Consider the following 17924-nt stretch of genomic DNA (forward strand, 5'->3'; position numbering starts at 1 on the left):
CTCATTTTAGGTAAAATATATTAAGGCAGAAAGCGGATTACATGAAACATTTACTTTACATATTATTTTTTTTCATAGGAAACTTGGTGGCACAAAACCAATCCGTTTTTGAGCAAGCCAATGCGTTATATACAGAGGGTAAATTTGAAGATGCTATTACAAAGTACCAAGCAATATTAGACACCAAACAGCACTCTGCAGAGTTGTATTACAATCTTGCTAATGCACATTATAAGTTAAATAATATAGCACCTAGCATTTATTATTATGAAAAAGCGTTACAGTTAAAACCCAACGACACTGAGATACTTAACAACATCGCATATGCTAAAAACATGACTGTGGATGCCATACAAGAGGTTCCGCAATTAGGTATGTCTAGATTTTTTAATAAGTTAACCAATGCCTTTGCTTTTGATGATTGGGCTAAAATAGCTATAGGCTTTATTTTAGCATTTGTAGTGTTATTTTTGGTATACTATTTTACAGATAGTACCACTCGTAAAAGAGCAGCTTTTAGCTCTAGTGTCGTGTTTTTATTTTTATCTTTAATAAGTTTAGGTTTAGCGTTTCAAAAACAGACATTAGACAAAAAAGATAATCCAGCAATAGTATTTGCTCAAAAAAGCGAGGTAAAAACTGAGCCAAATAGCTTAGGGACTGACGCTTTTGTATTACATGAAGGTACTAAAGTACAAGTATTAGACACTATAAATGATTGGAAAAAAATTAAATTAGCAGACGGTAAAACAGGTTGGATTTTATCTAATGACATAAAGCTGTTAAATAATTTTTAATTATTCCTTAACACTAAAATCGTACTTTAGTTATATATTTGCCTTTCTTATTTAGACAAATATGCATAAAAAGATAGTTTCCATCTTCTTTACAATTTTATTTTTGGCGCTTATAACAGCTCCATCTATAATTATTGCTATGGATGATACTGTGGATGTATCTGTGTTTTATAGTTTGTCAGAAGAAGAGGAAGAGCACAAAAATGTAAACTTGACTTTTGTATTAGAAGACACAGAAGATGCCTTTTATGAAGCCTCTAGTATTAATAAGTATTTAGGTTACCACTTTAAAACCTATCCTAAACCGCACCTTAATTTAATTTCCCCACCTCCCGAATTCATTTAATAATAAATTAGTCGGACTATTGGTCCATTTAAAATAATTATTAAAATATTACCAATAACAACTGTTATTGGTACAAATGAATTTATATATGTTTAAAACATTAAAAAATGACTTACCAGCGAGTATAGTCGTGTTTTTTGTAGCATTACCTTTATGTTTAGGTATTGCTTTAGCAAGTGGTGCGCCACTTTTTTCTGGTCTAATTGCCGGAATAATTGGTGGAGTTGTAGTAGGAGCTTTAAGTGGTTCTAAAATTGGAGTAAGTGGTCCTGCAGCAGGATTAGCAGCAATAGTATTAACAGCAATTGGAACTTTAGGAGGTTATGAAAACTTTTTAGTAGCAGTTGTATTAGGAGGAATTATTCAAATAGTATTTGGTGCTTTAAAAGCTGGTATTATTGGATATTACTTTCCGTCATCAGTAATTAAAGGGATGTTAACAGGTATTGGAATCATTATCATTTTAAAACAAATCCCTCACTTTTTTGGTTACGATGCAGAGCCTGAAGGTGCTGATAGTTTTATAGAAACGTCAGGAGAAAATACGTTTTCTGCAATATTAAATATTACAGATAACATTACTATGGGATCAATGACTATTGGTTTAATAGGTTTAGCAATTTTATTATTATGGGATAAAGTATTGTCTAAAAAAGGTAAAGTGTTTCAAATTGTACAAGGACCTTTAGTAGCAGTAGTATTAGGTATTGTGTTTTATGTTGTAACACAAGGCTCTAGTTTAGGTATAGCTAACACACATTTAGTTAGTGTTCCAATTCCAGAAGATTTAGACTCGTTTATAGGACAGTTTAGTTTTCCTAATTTTACAGCAATAACAAATCCTCAGGTTTGGGTAGTTGCTTTTACAATTGCATTAGTTGCAAGTTTAGAAACCTTATTATGTGTTGAAGCAACAGACAAAATCGATCCAAATAAAAACGTAACGCCAACTAATAGAGAGTTGTTAGCTCAAGGAACAGGAAACATCATTTCTGGTTTAATTGGTGGTCTGCCAATTACACAAGTAATCGTACGTAGTTCTGCAAACATCCAATCAGGAGGTCGTAGTAAAATGTCTGCTATTATTCATGGTTTTTTATTATTAATTTCAGTAGTATTAATTCCTAAATTGTTAAACATGATTCCTTTATCTGTTTTAGCAGCAATCTTATTAATTGTAGGATATAAGCTAGCAAAACCAGGTTTATTCAAAAAAATGTATGACATGGGTTGGAAGCAATTTGTACCATTTGTAGTAACAGTTGCAGGTATTGTCTTTATTGATTTATTATGGGGAATTGGTTTAGGGTTGTTAGTCGGAATTGTAGTAATATTAATTAAAAGCTACCAAAACTCACACTTTTTACACATCGAAGATAATAGTAACGGAAAGCATAAAATTAAAATGACTTTTGCTGAAGAAGTTACTTTTTTCAATAAAGGTGCTATTTTAAAAGAATTAGATAGCTTACCAAAAGACACGTATTTAGAGCTTGACGTTAGAAAAACTAGATATTTAGATAACGATATTATCGAAATATTAGAAGATTTTGCATTTAAAGCTAAAGAAAGAAATATTGATATTCAGTTAATATCAGAACGTGGTATAGTTGAAAATCCAGATAGTTTTATCGAGTTTTTTAAACTAAGACCAAAATCAGCCTAAATTTTAAATCATGAAAAACAATAAATATAAAATATTGTTGCTTTCAGATTTAAATAAGTCGGCAACATCAGAACTGATAAGTACGGTAAGTTTAGCAAGAATGTTAGATGGAGACATCACTTTATTTCATGTTAAAAAACCGACTGACATTGTAGAAAGAGAAAGCCAATTATCTGCTATGCGATCCATTAATGAGGAGCATATTTCAACTAATAAAATAATTGAAAACCTGATTAAACCTGTTTGTCAGGAATATCAATTAAATATTGGATATGATGTTGCTATTGGTAATATAAAATTCGAAATTGAGGCATATATCAAAAACTATCAACCTGATATTATTGTTTTAGGTAAAAGAAAATCTAAAACCATTAACTTTATGGGAGATAATATTACAGATTATGTTTTAAAAACACACAAAGGATCAATTATGATTGCAGCACCAAACCAATCGTTGCAACCAAATCAAGATGCAATGTTGGGTGTTTTAAATACAAACGATCAAGCATCGGACACTAATTTTATTGAAGGATTGATTAGTAAAACCAATGAGCCTATTAAAGCATTTAAAATAGTGTCTAAGTTAACGCAATCAAATACAACAGCTAATAATAAAACGGTAGAGTATGTATTTGAAAAAGGAGATGGTGCAGTAGATAATGTTTCAAAATACGCTTTAAAAAGCAAAATTAATCTAATGTGTTTTGATAATGCCCAGCAGCAAAAGTCTAACACTAACATTAAAAGTGTAATAAGTAAACTAAATGTTTCATTATTACTAGCAGGACAACAATCAAAAATGCTACATAAGTAGTCATTAATAATATTAAAATACACAAAAATGAAAGCACATACAAAAGAAACTCAGGCAACATTAACGCCTGATAAAGCAATACAGTTTTTAGTAGAAGGAAATGAGAGATTTCAAAACAACCTTAAAGCAAATCGTAACCTTTTAGAGCAGGTTAACGATACTAGTGAAGGACAATTTCCTTTTGCAACAATATTAAGTTGTATAGATTCTCGTGTTTCTGCCGAGTTGGTTTTTGATCAAGGTCTAGGAGATATTTTTAGTGTTCGTATCGCAGGTAATTTTGTAAACGAAGACATCTTAGGTAGTATGGAGTTTGCATGTAAGTTAGCTGGTACAAAAGTTATCGTCGTGTTAGGTCACACTAGTTGCGGAGCAGTTAAAGGTGCTTGTGATCATGCAGAGATGGGTAACTTAACTAAGTTAATCCAAAAAATTACACCAGCCGTAAATGCGGTAACAGAGCCTAAAGATGAAAGTTTACGTACTTCTAAAAACTTACAATTTGTAGATGAAGTATCTAAGAAAAACGTGCATTTAACAATAGATAGAATACACGCAGAAAGCCCAATTTTAACAGAAATGGAAAAAAATGGCGAAATAAAAATCGTTGGTGCTATGTATGATATTAATACAGGAGCAGTAGATTTTTACTAGAAAAAGACAATTTTTATGAGGATTTTGAAAATGAAAATGAAAAGGAATAAAATAATAGCAACACTAACATTTATGTTAGTGTTGCCTTTTTATGGACTAAGCCAAGATAGTAATTTAGGTAATTGGCTAATCTATATTGGAAGTAAAGAGCTTAAAAATGGATGGAATATTCATAACGAAGTGCAATACCGTAATTACGATGCTGTAGGAGATTTAGAGCAATTATTGTTAAGGACAGGTTTAGGGTATAACCTAACCGAAAACAATAACAACCTACTACTTGGTTACGGTTATATATTATCAGAAAACTATGTTGGAGATACAGATCAAAAAGTATCAGTAAACGAACATCGAATTTTTCAGCAGTTTACAACAAAGCAAAATGTTGGAGTGCTTAATTTAAGTCATCGTTATCGCTTTGAACAACGTTTTGTTGAAGATGATTTTAAAATGCGATTTAGATACTTTTTAGGCTTAAAGATTCCGTTACAAAATAAGGCTGATGGTAATAATCCATTGTATCTTTCAGCTTATAATGAGATTTTTTTAAACACTAAAAGTGAAATCTTTGACAGAAACCGTTTGTATGGAGGATTAGGGTACCAATTTTCTAAACAACTAAGGTTAGAATTAGGATACATGAATCAGTTTTTTGAAACCTCAAGCAGAGATCAAATCAATATAATGGCGTTTGTTAATTTTTAAAACTCACAAACTCATAATTTACTGTTAATTAAGATTGATAGAGCAGGCTAAACTTTTATTCTTCAAAAAAAATGTTAATTTAGTATAAACCCAACTATTAAACTATGAAGAAATTTTTTGCCAATTTTAAAGGAGATGCATTTGGAGGTATCACAGCAGGTATTGTGGCTTTACCATTAGCATTAGCTTTTGGTGTTTCCTCTGGTTTAGGACCTAGTGCAGGTTTATATGGAGCTATATTTATTAGTTTTTTTGCAGCCTTTTTTGGTGGCACACCAACTCAAATTTCTGGTCCTACTGCTCCAATGACAGCAGTAAGTATGGTTGTAATTGCTAGTATAATTGCAACGCATGATGGTGACGTTACTAAGGCATTGCCATATATCTTAAGCGTATTTTTATTAGCAGGTTTAGTACAAGTTGGATTAGGTGTTTTAGGTTTTGGTAAATACATTAAATATATACCATATCCAGTTGTATCTGGTTTTATGACTGCAATTGGTGTTATAATATTAGTGACGCAAATCTTGCCATCCATTGGTTATTATCCAAAAGAGGATATAGAGTACGTCAACAAATTTAAGCCACAAGCTGAAGAGTTAATTTTAGAAAACATTCTTAGAGAGGAAGCAGGAGAAGGGATTTTAGTCTTAGAAGATTTTAAAGAAACTATTAAAAGAGCTGGAGAGTTACAACCGGAGGACATTGCAAAAGAGTCTAAAACACTGGCAAAAACTGAAGCTTCAGGCGTTTTAGGGACATTAAAAGTATTACCAAGAGCTATTCAAAATATAAATTGGTTAGAGCTTGCCTTAGCGTTAGCTACCATATTTATAGTATATGGTTTTAAGCGTATAACAACCAAAATACCAAGTGCTTTAGTGGCATTAGTCGTGGTTTCTGGTGTAGCCTATGGTTTTGGTTTAGGCTATCGTCCCATTGAAGAAATCCCATCAGGATTACCAATACCTAATTTTGAAATAATAACAGGTTTTAGTTTCGCTAGTATTTCGCCTTATATCTTTACAGCAATAACATTAGCATTATTAGGTGCAATTGACTCGTTGTTAACAAGTGTTGTAGCAGATAATATGACCAAGACTAAGCACAACCCTAATAAAGAATTAATAGGACAAGGTATAGGTAACAGTATCGCTTCAATTTTTGGTGGTATTCCAGGAGCTGGTGCAACCATCAGAACTGTAGTAAACATTAATGCAGGTGGACGTACTAGACTATCTGGTATGATTGCAGGTGTAATGCTATTATTTATCTTATTAGCATTAGGACCAGTTGCATCAAAAATTCCAGCAGCAGTATTAGCAGGTATTTTAATTACAGTAGGGATTGGTGTTATGGATTATAAAGGTCTAAAAGCAATTCCTGCATTACCAAAGGACATGAAGATTGGACCATTAAAAGTCAGCTCTGAAGTATTGATAATGCTTGTTGTATTAGTACTGTCTAGCGTATGGGATTTAATTTATGCAGTGGGTATTGGTTTGGTTATCGCATCATTATTATTCATGAAAAAAATTGGAGACCTTACAGCGCAACGTTCAGACGTTAAACCGTTAAAGGAAGAAGCTTGGTCAGACGAGTCAAATTTCCCTGTAGCCTTAAAAGAAGAAGTATTTATAAAACACATCAAAGGACCATTATTTTTTGGTTCAACATCAGACTTTCAGCAATTAGCAAAACAAATCCCAAGTACAGCAAAAACAGTAGTAATTAGATTGGGTCGTATGCAGTATATGGATCAATCTGGATTATATGCAATGGAAGACGTTTTGGTAGATTTAAAAAAACAAAACATAAATGTGTTGTTTGTTAACCTATTAAAACAACCACGATACATGATGGAACGTATTGGTATTATTCCAGAATTAATACCAACACAACATATTTTTAAAGACTTTAATTCATGCTTACATTGGATTAAAACTAATGTAGAGGATAAATTTTAAGGTAGTCAATAATGGATATCAAAAAAGTATTTGAGAATAATCAAAAGTTTGTACAAGGTAAATTATCCATAGATAAGGACTATTTCGAGAATTTAGGTAAAGGACAAAGTCCAGAATTACTATATATAGGTTGTAGTGATAGTCGTGTAACTGCCGAGGATTTAATGGGTTTAGGTCCAGGAGAAGCTTTTGTACATCGTAATATTGCAAATATGGTATCAGGTAACGACCTAAGTGCCATGTCAGTTGTAGAGTATGCAGTGGTACACTTAAAAGTTAATCACGTTGTTGTTTGTGGTCACTATGCGTGTGGAGGCGTAAAAGCAGCGATGCAATCCGCAGATTTGGGTGTGTTAAACTCTTGGTTGCGTAACATACGTGATGTATATCGCATACATAAAAACGAGTTAAACGCAATCCAAGACGACGAAAAAAATACGACCGTTTAGTAGAGCTAAACGTAAAAGAACAATGTGTTAATCTATTAAAAACAGCAGCAGTACAAAAAGCATACAGAGATCGAGACCTAAAAGTACATGGTTGGGTGTTTGATGTACATACAGGTAAGCTAATTGACCTAAAAATAGATTTTGATCATTACCTAGAAGACATAATGGAAATTTATCACTTAGATTAAACCTTAAACTTCAGATTCAGTAGTCGGTTCCTCTGGATCAATTATAGGCTCTTCCAATAAAGGATCATCAGACTTAATAATACTAGGAAAAATCATTGGAGCTAATGATTTTACAGGAGCATATAAAATAGAATCTTCAATATCTTCCTCCTGCACAAAAGGGATAGTATTATTCATTTTATCAAAAACAATCAATAAAACACTCAAAATTAAACCAATTTTAAGCGCACCAAAAGCAGCACCTAAAAGTTTATTTAAAATTCCTAAAGACGCAAAATCAGCTAACTTAGTTAAGGCTTTACCAGCTAAACTAATTACTAAAATTATAATCACAAACGTAATAGCAAACGCAGTAGTATTAATTGTTTTTTCATTCCAAGATGTCTTATCCATTAAAAATTCTGCAACAAAATAGCTAAAATGGATAGCACCATAAACACCAGCAATTAAAGCAACAATGGACGCAAGTTCTACAAAAAGACCCTTAAACAAACCACGTACCAAACCAAATAATAGTAAAGCACCTAAAACAATATCAATTAAAGCCATAAAGTTAGATTTTAGACAAATATAAATTAACTTTGCGACTTTAAAATTAATATGGCAAGAGACGAACAGTTAAAAGAGAGATGGCAAGAGGTTGTAACCAAATTATCTAACCAATTTGCAGATGGAGACACACTAGATTTAGATGCAATAATTTATTTAATAGGCGTACAAGAGTTAGGACAATTAGACCGTAAATTTAAAAAAGACCATAAGCTAGACCTTATGCATATCGCAATCTGTAAACTGCTAACACCTTATGGGTATTACGAGTTTGATTTTGTAGACGAAGACGGTTGGCCACACTACATAGCAAAAGAAGAATTACCAAATTTAAAAGCAGGAGAACAAAGCATCTTAATGAAAGAAGCCATAGTAAACTACTTTATAGAAACCGATTATATTAAATAAATTTTTGGGCGTTACCCAAGGGTCGCGCTCTCGGCAGTCGCTTTTAATTTGCTTTAAGGCAAATAAAAGAGCTTCAACAAATGCCTCCATCGCTAACGCAAATCACGATAAAATTCATAAATTTGCCAATCATTTAGAAGATCATGATAGACAAGATAAAAGAACTTATAGCAGAAGCAGAAGCCTTTAAGGCACAAACCAAAGAAGAGGTTGAAGCGTTTCGTATAAAGTATTTAGGAAAAAAAGGATTACTTAATGACTATTTTGCCGAATTTAAAAACGTAGCAAACGACCAGAAAAAAGAATTTGGTCAAGTAATTAACACCCTTAAAACTACAGCTCAAAATAAAGTTAATGCTTTAAAGGAGGAGCTAGACAACAATACACAAGACGCAGGTATAAGTGGAGATTTATCAAGACCTGGAGAACCAATAACCATTGGCTCACGTCACCCAATATCTATAGTAAAAAATCAAATTATCGATATCTTTTCAAACATTGGATTTAATGTTAGCGAAGGTCCAGAAATAGAAGACGATTGGCACAACTTTACAGCACTTAACTTGCCAGAATACCATCCAGCAAGAGACATGCAAGACACGTTTTTTGTGCAAACCAATCCAGATATCCTATTACGTACGCATACAAGTTCTGTACAAGTGCGATATATGGAAAACAATAAACCACCAATACGTACAATATCTCCAGGACGTGTATATCGTAACGAAGCAATATCTGCACGTTCACACTGTTTTTTCCATCAAGTAGAAGGGTTGTACATAGATAAAGACGTCAGTTTTGCAGACTTAAAGCAAACCTTACAATACTTTACCACAGAGCTTTTTGGTAAATCTAAAATTAGATTACGTCCATCATACTTTCCGTTTACAGAGCCAAGTGCAGAAATAGATGTGTATTGGGGACTTGAAACAGAAACAGATTATAAAATCACCAAAGGAACCGGTTGGTTGGAAATAGGTGGTTGTGGTATGGTAGATCCAAATGTATTAACCAATTGTGGTATAGATGCAGAAGAATATTCTGGATTTGCTTTTGGTGTAGGTATAGACCGTATAGCAATGTTATTACATCAAATAGGAGACATAAGGTTGTTAAGTGAAAACGATGTAAGATTTTTAGAACAATTCAAATCTTCTTTATAGCACTGATAATCAAGTAATATAAATTTAAAGCCAACTGTTAATAGTTGGCTTTTTTATTTAACAACATTTTAACTTCGTTTAGTTCGGTTTGTTCCGAACTAGAGTGTAAATTTGCAATGGATTTAGGTGTCATAAATCCTATTTCCTAAAATAGAATTAAAATTTTTTAATTAATGAAAGAAGAAATCTGCAAACAAAAAATGAGCTTGGTTGAAAAACTAGGCGTTCATTTAGAAAACAGAGAGCAATTAGCACCTGTTGCTGCGCGTATTTTGGCATATATCATTTTAACAGGTAAAAAAGGAACCACTTTTGAAGAAATGGTAACAGTTTTATGCGCTAGTAAAAGTACTATATCAACGCATCTTAATCATTTACAAGATTTAAACAAAATTCAATACTTCACAAAAACAGGAGATCGTAAAAAGTATTTTGTTATAAAAAAGGACACCATTATTCAGCATATAGATAATATGGTTAGTCATTGGGATGAAGAACGTAAAATACACGTAGAAATTAAAGACTATAAAGAAAGTATCAATAATGTTAAAATTGAAAATGATGATGAAAAATTTGATTTAAGTTTTCATGATGATTATATCAAATTTATAGATGGAGCATCAGATTCAATTAAAGCGTTAAGAGTAAAAATAATAGACAATCAATTCAATATTTAAATAAAGTAAAAAATGAGACATAATAAATTATTAACAATACTATCACTAGGCGTATTCTTAGTCATTGTAAGTTGTGGTAGCAAAGACCAAAACAAACCAGTTGCAGAAGCTCCACCTTCACCTTTTCCTGTAACACAATTACAGCCTAAAACGGTAACAGGATTTACAGAATACCCAACAACTATTGAAGGCAAAGTAAATAGTGATGTAAGAGCAAAAACTTCGGGATATGTAGAAAAAGTATATGTAGACGAAGGACAAAAAGTACGTAAAGGACAAGTCTTATTTAAACTAGAAACACAATCGTTAAGTCAAGATGCAGGTGCAGCAAAAGCACGTGTTAATGTGGCACAAGTTGAGGTTGACAAACTAATTCCTTTAGTAGAAAAAAACATTATTAGTCCAGTACAATTAGAAACTGCAAAAGCTAATTTAGCACAAGCTAAAGCTAATTATAGTGGTGTAACTGCAAATATTGGTTACGCGACAATTAAAAGTCCAATAGATGGCTTTGTTGGTGCCATTAATTTTAGAGAAGGTGCTTTAATTAGTCCTAGTGATGCAACACCACTAACAACTGTTAGTCAAATAGACGAAGTTTATGCTTTTTTTAGTTTTAACGAAGCGCAATATATAGATCATTTACAACGCTCCGAAGGTCAAAATAAAGCAGAGCGTATTAAAAATTCGCCAGACTTAACTTTAGTTTTAGCGAATGGAAAAGAATATTCTGAAAAAGGTCGTATTCAAACCAGTACAGGACAAATTAACCAAAGTACAGGTACAATACAGATTAGAGCTGCTTTTGATAATCCAAATGAAATTTTAACTAACGGAAACAGCGGAAAAATTAAATTTCCAATAGAGTATAAAGACGCTATCGTTGTGCCACAAACTGCAACTTTTGAGCAGCAAGGTAATATTATGATTTTTAAATTAGGAGCTGACAATAAAGTAGAAACTTCAATTTTAAAAGTTAAAGGAACAGTAGATAATTTATATGTAGTAGATTCTGGTTTAGAGGCTAACGATAAGATTATTATTTCAGGAGTAGGAAAGTTAAGAAACGGTATGGCAATTGCACCTCAGGACACGTCTTTTGACGAAGCAATTAAACCAGTTCCAACTTTATTTAGAAATTAGATAACCACCAAACATATTTATCATGTTAAAAACATTCATTGAAAGACCAGTGCTTTCAACAGTAATCTCTATTATCATAGTTTTACTAGGAGTTATTAGTATAACTAGCTTACCTATAGAGGAATATCCAGATATTGCACCTCCAACCATTAAAGTAGTTGCAAATTATACAGGAGCAAATGCCGAAACCGTTTTAGAGAGTGTTATAATACCTATCGAAGAACAAATTAATGGTGTAGAAGGGATGACATACATCACCTCTACAGCATCTAACACAGGTGCAGCCGAAATTACCGTGTATTTTGATCAAGAAATTGATGCAGATATTGCAGCTGTAAACGTACAAAACCGTGTGTCTAGAGCAACACCTTTATTACCGCAAGAGGTAATACAAACAGGTATTACCACTCAAAAGCAAGAAACAAGTGCACTAATGTTTATCTCAATGTATTCTGAGAGTGACGATTACGATGCTACTTTTATTCAGAATTACCTAAAAATAAACGTTATTCCAGCAATGCAACGTATTAGTGGTGTTGGAGATGTTAGTGTATTCTCGCAACAAGATTACGCGATGCGTATTTGGTTAAACCCAGAAAAATTAGCATCTTATAATTTAATACCTTCAGATATTTCTGCAGCTTTAGCTGAACAAAACTTAGAAGCAGCAGCTGGATCGTTAGGAGAAAATAATGGTGAATCATTTTCATATACTTTAACTTATAGTGGTCGTTTTAAAGACGAAGCACAATACAGTGATATTGTTATTAAAGCCTTAGGAAACGGAGAATTTTTACGTTTAAAAGATGTAGCAACTATAGAGTTGGATGCACAATCTTACGCATCTAACGCGATGAGCATGGGTAATCCTGCAGTTTTTATGGGAATTTTCCAGACTAAAGGCTCTAACGCACAAGAAATTATTGAAAATATTAAGTCTACTTTAGAAGATGTAAAAGCAGATCTTCCAGAAGGCTTAGACATATTTGTACCATACGATACAAGTTTATTCTTAAATGCGTCGATAGATAAAGTAATAACTACTTTATTAGAAGCCTTTTTACTGGTATTCTTGGTAGTATTTATATTCTTACAAGATTTCCGTTCTACATTAATTCCTGCAATTGCAGTACCTGTATCTATTATTGGTACCTTCTTTTTCTTGAATGTATTTGGGTATTCTATCAACTTATTAACGCTATTTGCCTTAGTACTTGCTATTGGTATTGTAGTAGATGATGCCATAGTTGTTGTGGAAGCTGTCCATGCTAAAATGGATGAAGGCGAACACAACCCGAAAAAAGCAACCATTACTGCAATGAGTGAAATTTCTGGTGCCATTATTTCTATTACGTTAGTTATGGCAGCAGTATTTATTCCTGTAACCTTTGTAACTGGACCAACAGGAGTATTTTATGAGCAGTTTGGTGTAACTTTAATTATTGCCATTTTAATTTCGGCAGTAAATGCCTTAACCTTAAGTCCAGCATTATGTGCTTTATTATTAAAAGAACATAAAGAAGATGAAGAGTTAAAAGGAAAAGGTCCATTAAAGCGTTTTTATACATTATTTAATCGTGGATTTAATGCAACAATTGATAAGTATGGAAAATCGCTGCAGTTTTTATACAAAAAGAAATTTATTTCAGTATTACTATTAATTATTGCAGTAGTTGGTATTTATTGGGCTTCAACAACAACTCCAACAGGTTTTGTACCTAATGAAGATAGAGGAATTGTGTTTGCTAATATCGAATTACCTCCTGGAGCATCATTAGATAGAACAGATGCTGTAGCAAGAAAACTATACGCTCAAATAGAAAACATTGATGGTATTGAAGCTGTAAACTTTATTAAAGGTAGAAGTTTAATTAGTGGTGCAGGTAGTAACTTTGGTTTTGGTATTATAAAACTTAAAAACTGGGATGAACGTGAAGATGCTTCACTTTCTGCGGAAGCAATTACTGGAAAATTATTTGGTGTAGCAGCAGGAATACCTGATGCCAATATTATATTCTTTTCGCCTCCAAGTATACGTGGTTTTGGTAATTCAGCAGGTTTTGAAATTAACTTATTAGATAAATTTGGTGGTGAGTTTACAGATTTAGATCAAGCTAATAAAGATTTTTCTATGGCTTTAATGAGTCATCCAGAAATTAAATATGCAACATCATCTTTTAGTACAAGTTATCCACAATACGAAATGGAAGTTAATGTACCATTAGCTAAAGAAAAAGGTGTATCTGTAAGTAGTATATTTTCAACATTACAAGGTTATATTGGTGGAATTTATGCTTCAGATTTCTCTAGATTTGGAAAACAATTTAGAGTATACATTCAGGCTTTACCAGAAGACAGAGCAGATGAAAACGCTTTAAATAGCATGTATGTACGTACAGATTCTGGCGAGATGACACCAATAACACAGTTTGTAACGTTAGAGCGTGTGTATGGACCACAATCGGTAACGCGTTTCAACTTATTTAATTCTACCATGATTTCTGGTGCTACAAACGAAGGTTTTAGTACAGGTGATGCTATTAGAGTTATTGAAGAAGAAGTTGCAAAATTACCAAGTAATTATACAGTGGCATATTCTGGTTTAACACGTGAAGAGGTTAATGCAGGAAACCAAACAACGTTTATATTTATACTTAGTATTCTGTTTGTATACTTTTTACTAAGTGCACAATATGAAAGTTATTTATTACCATTTGCTGTCATATTCTCATTACCATTTGGTGTCTTTGGAGCTTATATTACAACTAAGTTTTTAGGATTAGAAAACAACATATATTTCCAAATTGCTTTAATCATGCTTATTGGTCTATTAGCCAAAAATGCCATACTTATTGTCGAGTTTGCTTTGGCCAGACGAAAAAATGGCGAGAGTATTGTAGATGCAGCAATCCATGGAGCCAAATCACGTTTACGTCCAATTTTAATGACCTCGTTCGCTTTTATTTTAGGTTTAATGCCATTAGCATTAGCAACAGGTGTTGGATCTGAAGGAAACAACTCGATTGGTTCTGGAGCAGCAGGAGGAATGTTAATTGGTACTATTCTAGGAGTATTTGTTATTCCAATCTTATTTATATTATTCCAATGGTTACAAGAAAAAGTTTCGGGTAAACCAGCAGTACAAACTATTGAAGACTAAAACAATGAAATCAATATTAAAACATAGAAACTTTAGTAAAGGCGCATTAATACTAGTTGTTGCATTAACACTACAAAGTTGTTTTGTAGCTCAAGATTATGTGAGACCAGATTTAGATGCTGAAACGCAAGCACTTTACAGAACCGATAATTTACCAACAGATAGCGTATCTATTGCAGATGTATCTTGGAAAAATTTATTTACAGACCAATACCTTCAAAAATATATAGAAGAAGGTCTTCAAAATAATATGGATGTACGTATTGCTTTGCAGCAAATATTAGCTGCTCAAGCTTATGCAAAACAAGGTAAAGCTGGTTATTTACCATCCGTAAGTGTTGGCGCAAATGCAACACACCAAGAGTTGTCAGAAAACAGTCAATTTGGAGCTTTATTTAGTGGTGGATTAGATACTTATGATATTACAGCTAACTTATCTTGGGAAGCAGATATTTGGGGAAAAATTAGAAGTAATAAGCGTGCAACACAAGCTGCTTACTTACAAAGTGTCGCAGGACATCAAGCAGTAAAAACGCAATTAATTTCTAGTATTGCTAATACATACTATAATTTATTGGCATTAGATGCGCAATTAGAAGTGACTAAACAAACTATTTTAACTAGAGAAAGTGGTGTAAAAACCATTAAAGCTTTAAAAGACGCTGGACAAGTAACACAAGTTGCGGTAGACCAAAATATTGCACAATATAACAGTGCCAAAGCGTTACAGGTAGATATTGAAGTTGCTATTTTTAAAACTGAAAATACGCTAAGTATTTTATTAGGAAAATCACCTCAAACTTTTGAAAGAAGTAGTTTAGATATCCAAAATATAGATCAAGATATAGTATTGGGTGTTCCTGCAACATTATTAAGTAACAGACCTGATGTTATGGCTGCAGAGTATGGCTTAATAAATTCTTTTGAGTTAAGTAATGTTGCCAAAAGTAACTTATATCCTTCTTTAACATTAACTGCTTCTGGTGGTTTAGAAAGCTTAGATGTAGATAATTTAATTAATGCAAATTCGATTTTTGCAAATATTATAGGCGGAATTACGCAACCTATTTTTAATCAACGAAAGTTAAAAACTCAAAGAGAAGTTGCTTTTGTACAACAAGAACAAGCATTACTTAGATTTAAGCAAACATTGTTAGTGGCAGGAAGTGAAGTATCTAATGCGTTATATACTTATAAGGCTGAAACTAAAAAGTTTGAATTTAGAAAAAATGAAGTCGAAGCTTTACGTACAGCCGAAGCTAATTCTAACGAGTTACTTAAAAATGGTTACGCTAACTATTTAGACTTATTAACAGCTAGAGAAAGCGCTTTAAATGCGGAACTTAATATTATTAACAGCCAATTACAGCAACTAGTGTCTATCGTAGATTTATACGAAGCACTTGGTGGTGGATGGAGATAATATTTTAATCTAAATGAAATGATAACCAAAGCTCAATTGCTGCAATGTGCTATTGCTAAGTTTACTAGATTTGGTAGTAAACATGTGACTTTAGACGATTTAGCAACTGAGCTTGGTATATCTAAAAAAACAATTTATTCTTTTTTTAAAAACAAAGAAGACTTAGTAACATCAAGTCTAGACAGTTTATTAAACGAGTATAAAAACGATATAAATGGGATTGTTAATAGCAATGGTAAAGATCCTGTTTTGTGTGTTATTTTAATTTACCGTAGAGGGTTTGAGTATTTAAAATACTTTAAACCCTCTTTTATTTTTGGAATACAAAAATACTACCCTAAAGCAAGTTTGTTATTTGATAATTTCTCTGAAGAATTAGCACATAAAACCATACAAGATTTACTTATTGAGGCACAATTAAAAGGCGATATAAGACCCGAAATTAATATTGAATTAATAGTGAAAATCTATTTTTTTAGAATTGATAATCTTGTTTTTAAAGAGAATAACTTATTTGAAATTTATACAAAAGATATGCTGTTTAAACATTTGGTGTTATATAATTTAAAAGGGATAGTAAGTAATGATTATTCCAATACACATTTAGAAAACATATTTTAAGAATAAAAAATCTTATAAAAATTAAAAAGCCTTAACGATAATCTGTTAAGGCATTTTGTTAGGGATTCATTAAATTTTAAAGAAATTATTGTAGTAAGCTATAAACAAACTCAGGATAACCACGTTCTCCAGCTTCATTAAATAGTGCTAAAAACTTGAGTTTATATAAGTTTCCATCTGTGTCTCTAATAATATAAAATACATTGTCTTTTAGTGATGGAGATGAACTTGGTCCACCACTGTTTCTCCAACTACTTCCAATACTTCTTTGATCGTCAGAAAATTGTGTGTTATCAACATCTGCAAGCGTAAAATTATCATAGGAAAACTCAGATTGTATTTCCGTATCTATTACATACGCATTAGTACTTTGTTTAGTGTTTGTAACTACAAAGTCAGAATAAAAGTATGGACCATAACTATCTGAGCCTATAAATACTTCGTCTGTAAACGTAGTAAAGTTTAAATCCCATGCTTCTTTAGTAGGTTCAATTACTATTTCACTAGTAGCATCAAAGCTAAAAAACGTATAGTTATAAGAGGTGTTTTTAGAGATGATTACTTCTTGGTGTGTCGTATCATCTAAATCTGCATATTGTAAGATATAGTTTGTACCATCTTGTAATACTCTAACTTTTTTCCAACCTCTCTCGTCATCCGTAGTGTCAATACTACCTGTGGCAGGAGTTTCTGTTCCGACAGTGTAACCTAAGTTTACTAGGTATACTGGATTATCTGCATCTGTTGCTGTAATAGCAGAAAATGCAGTACCATTTAATGCTCCATTTGGCGCATCAACATATTGCATGCTAGCTTGGTTATAAGTATTGGTTTTAACCATAGGTTGTAAGTCTAGTACTTCTTGATTTGTAGAGTTTACCGCATCAATATCTGCAGTGGTTAATTGTGCTGCAGCCATAGCAATAGATCCATTTATGACCACTCTAAATTCTGTTCCTGAATAAAATCCTAAATCCCAAGAGTCACGTTGTACGCTTGTGGTTGTATTTGTACTTAAGTCTACATATACTTGGTTTTGCTGATTTGGACCACCAACTGTTGGCGCTACTGCTGCTCCTTCAATAACAACTGTTATCGGTTGTGTTGGTGTATTATCGTCGTCGCTACTACAGTTAGTAAATACTATTGCTGTCATGCAAAGTGCTAGAGTAAATAGTTTGTTTTTCATTGTAT

At 32.5% G+C, this 17924-nt stretch carries 16 protein-coding genes and 1 pseudogene; 15 read left to right on the forward strand and 2 right to left on the reverse strand.

The window, feature by feature from the left end; translation table 11 throughout:
• The first annotated feature begins 41 nt into the window (after window positions 1–41).
• The 8 genes and pseudogenes from AC0L3M_RS12990 to AC0L3M_RS13025 all read left to right on the forward strand — a co-directional run bounded on the left by AC0L3M_RS12990 (window position 42) and on the right by AC0L3M_RS13025 (window position 7586).
• Window positions 42–797 carry an SH3 domain-containing protein gene (locus AC0L3M_RS12990; RefSeq protein ID WP_473431035.1) on the forward strand — a complete coding sequence of 252 codons (756 nt, stop codon included), beginning with the start codon at window positions 42–44 and terminating at the stop codon, window positions 795–797.
• 103 nt (window positions 798–900) lie between these two features.
• A complete protein-coding gene (locus tag AC0L3M_RS12995; RefSeq protein ID WP_292943037.1) occupies window positions 901–1143 on the forward strand; it encodes a hypothetical protein in 243 nt (80 codons plus the stop codon).
• A gap of 88 nt (window positions 1144–1231) precedes the next feature.
• Window positions 1232–2809: a SulP family inorganic anion transporter gene (locus AC0L3M_RS13000; RefSeq protein WP_473431036.1), complete on the forward strand. Its 1578-nt coding sequence runs from the start codon at window positions 1232–1234 to the stop codon at window positions 2807–2809.
• Window positions 2810–2819: 10 nt separating this feature from the next.
• Window positions 2820–3623, forward strand: coding sequence for a universal stress protein (locus AC0L3M_RS13005; protein WP_473431037.1), 804 nt, complete (start codon window positions 2820–2822; stop codon window positions 3621–3623).
• Window positions 3624–3650: 27 nt separating this feature from the next.
• Window positions 3651–4277 carry a carbonic anhydrase family protein gene (locus AC0L3M_RS13010; RefSeq protein ID WP_292943046.1) on the forward strand — a complete coding sequence of 209 codons (627 nt, stop codon included), beginning with the start codon at window positions 3651–3653 and terminating at the stop codon, window positions 4275–4277.
• Between the two features lie 36 nt (window positions 4278–4313).
• On the forward strand, window positions 4314–4982 hold the full coding sequence (locus AC0L3M_RS13015) for a DUF2490 domain-containing protein (protein ID WP_292943049.1): 669 nt from the start codon (window positions 4314–4316) through the stop codon (window positions 4980–4982).
• Between the two features lie 104 nt (window positions 4983–5086).
• Window positions 5087–6949 (forward strand): SulP family inorganic anion transporter, encoded by a 1863-nt coding sequence (locus AC0L3M_RS13020; RefSeq protein WP_473431038.1) that lies wholly within the window; start codon window positions 5087–5089, stop codon window positions 6947–6949.
• Between the two features lie 11 nt (window positions 6950–6960).
• A pseudogene (locus AC0L3M_RS13025) lies at window positions 6961–7586 on the forward strand (carbonic anhydrase).
• Window positions 7587–7589: 3 nt separating this feature from the next.
• Here the strand turns inward: AC0L3M_RS13025 and AC0L3M_RS13030 are convergent.
• On the reverse strand, window positions 7590–8135 hold the full coding sequence (locus tag AC0L3M_RS13030; RefSeq protein WP_473431039.1) for a CvpA family protein: 546 nt from the start codon (window positions 8133–8135) through the stop codon (window positions 7590–7592).
• Window positions 8136–8186: 51 nt separating this feature from the next.
• Between AC0L3M_RS13030 and AC0L3M_RS13035 the strand changes: the two genes are divergently transcribed.
• The 7 genes from AC0L3M_RS13035 to AC0L3M_RS13065 all read left to right on the forward strand — a co-directional run bounded on the left by AC0L3M_RS13035 (window position 8187) and on the right by AC0L3M_RS13065 (window position 16730).
• Entirely contained in the window at window positions 8187–8543 is a 357-nt protein-coding gene (locus tag AC0L3M_RS13035) for a hypothetical protein (protein ID WP_292943063.1), read from the forward strand.
• Window positions 8544–8686: 143 nt separating this feature from the next.
• Entirely contained in the window at window positions 8687–9706 is a 1020-nt protein-coding gene (pheS, locus tag AC0L3M_RS13040; protein ID WP_342861668.1) for a phenylalanine--tRNA ligase subunit alpha, read from the forward strand.
• A gap of 173 nt (window positions 9707–9879) precedes the next feature.
• Complete coding sequence (locus tag AC0L3M_RS13045; protein WP_473431040.1) at window positions 9880–10383, forward strand: GbsR/MarR family transcriptional regulator; 504 nt, start codon at window positions 9880–9882, stop codon at window positions 10381–10383.
• A gap of 12 nt (window positions 10384–10395) precedes the next feature.
• On the forward strand, window positions 10396–11526 hold the full coding sequence (locus AC0L3M_RS13050) for an efflux RND transporter periplasmic adaptor subunit (RefSeq protein WP_473431041.1): 1131 nt from the start codon (window positions 10396–10398) through the stop codon (window positions 11524–11526).
• A 22-nt stretch (window positions 11527–11548) separates the two neighbouring features.
• Complete coding sequence (locus AC0L3M_RS13055; RefSeq protein WP_473431042.1) at window positions 11549–14686, forward strand: efflux RND transporter permease subunit; 3138 nt, start codon at window positions 11549–11551, stop codon at window positions 14684–14686.
• A gap of 4 nt (window positions 14687–14690) precedes the next feature.
• Window positions 14691–16109, forward strand: coding sequence for an efflux transporter outer membrane subunit (locus AC0L3M_RS13060; RefSeq protein ID WP_473431043.1), 1419 nt, complete (start codon window positions 14691–14693; stop codon window positions 16107–16109).
• Between the two features lie 18 nt (window positions 16110–16127).
• Window positions 16128–16730: a TetR/AcrR family transcriptional regulator gene (locus AC0L3M_RS13065; protein WP_473431044.1), complete on the forward strand. Its 603-nt coding sequence runs from the start codon at window positions 16128–16130 to the stop codon at window positions 16728–16730.
• Window positions 16731–16815: 85 nt separating this feature from the next.
• Here AC0L3M_RS13065 and AC0L3M_RS13070 read toward each other — a convergent pair whose 3' ends face one another.
• A complete protein-coding gene (locus AC0L3M_RS13070) occupies window positions 16816–17919 on the reverse strand; it encodes an HmuY family protein (RefSeq protein WP_473431045.1) in 1104 nt (367 codons plus the stop codon).
• Between the last annotated feature and the right edge of the window lie 5 nt (window positions 17920–17924).

It is taken from the genome of Olleya sp. KJ81-1 (assembly GCF_055808135.1).

Coding starts and splice junctions, on each gene's coding strand:
- AC0L3M_RS13070 (WP_473431045.1), bottom strand. CDS start 17,919: ATGAAAAACAAACTATTTACTCTAGCACTTTGCATGACAGCAATAGTA.
- AC0L3M_RS13055 (WP_473431042.1), top strand. CDS start 11,549: ATGTTAAAAACATTCATTGAAAGACCAGTGCTTTCAACAGTAATCTCT.
- AC0L3M_RS13015 (WP_292943049.1), top strand. CDS start 4,314: ATGAAAAGGAATAAAATAATAGCAACACTAACATTTATGTTAGTGTTG.
- AC0L3M_RS13020 (WP_473431038.1), top strand. CDS start 5,087: ATGAAGAAATTTTTTGCCAATTTTAAAGGAGATGCATTTGGAGGTATC.
- AC0L3M_RS13005 (WP_473431037.1), top strand. CDS start 2,820: ATGAAAAACAATAAATATAAAATATTGTTGCTTTCAGATTTAAATAAG.
- AC0L3M_RS13000 (WP_473431036.1), top strand. CDS start 1,232: ATGTTTAAAACATTAAAAAATGACTTACCAGCGAGTATAGTCGTGTTT.
- AC0L3M_RS13065 (WP_473431044.1), top strand. CDS start 16,128: ATGATAACCAAAGCTCAATTGCTGCAATGTGCTATTGCTAAGTTTACT.
- AC0L3M_RS13030 (WP_473431039.1), bottom strand. CDS start 8,135: ATGGCTTTAATTGATATTGTTTTAGGTGCTTTACTATTATTTGGTTTG.
- AC0L3M_RS13045 (WP_473431040.1), top strand. CDS start 9,880: ATGAAAGAAGAAATCTGCAAACAAAAAATGAGCTTGGTTGAAAAACTA.
- AC0L3M_RS12990 (WP_473431035.1), top strand. CDS start 42: ATGAAACATTTACTTTACATATTATTTTTTTTCATAGGAAACTTGGTG.
- AC0L3M_RS13035 (WP_292943063.1), top strand. CDS start 8,187: ATGGCAAGAGACGAACAGTTAAAAGAGAGATGGCAAGAGGTTGTAACC.
- pheS (WP_342861668.1), top strand. CDS start 8,687: ATGATAGACAAGATAAAAGAACTTATAGCAGAAGCAGAAGCCTTTAAG.
- AC0L3M_RS13050 (WP_473431041.1), top strand. CDS start 10,396: ATGAGACATAATAAATTATTAACAATACTATCACTAGGCGTATTCTTA.
- AC0L3M_RS13060 (WP_473431043.1), top strand. CDS start 14,691: ATGAAATCAATATTAAAACATAGAAACTTTAGTAAAGGCGCATTAATA.
- AC0L3M_RS13010 (WP_292943046.1), top strand. CDS start 3,651: ATGAAAGCACATACAAAAGAAACTCAGGCAACATTAACGCCTGATAAA.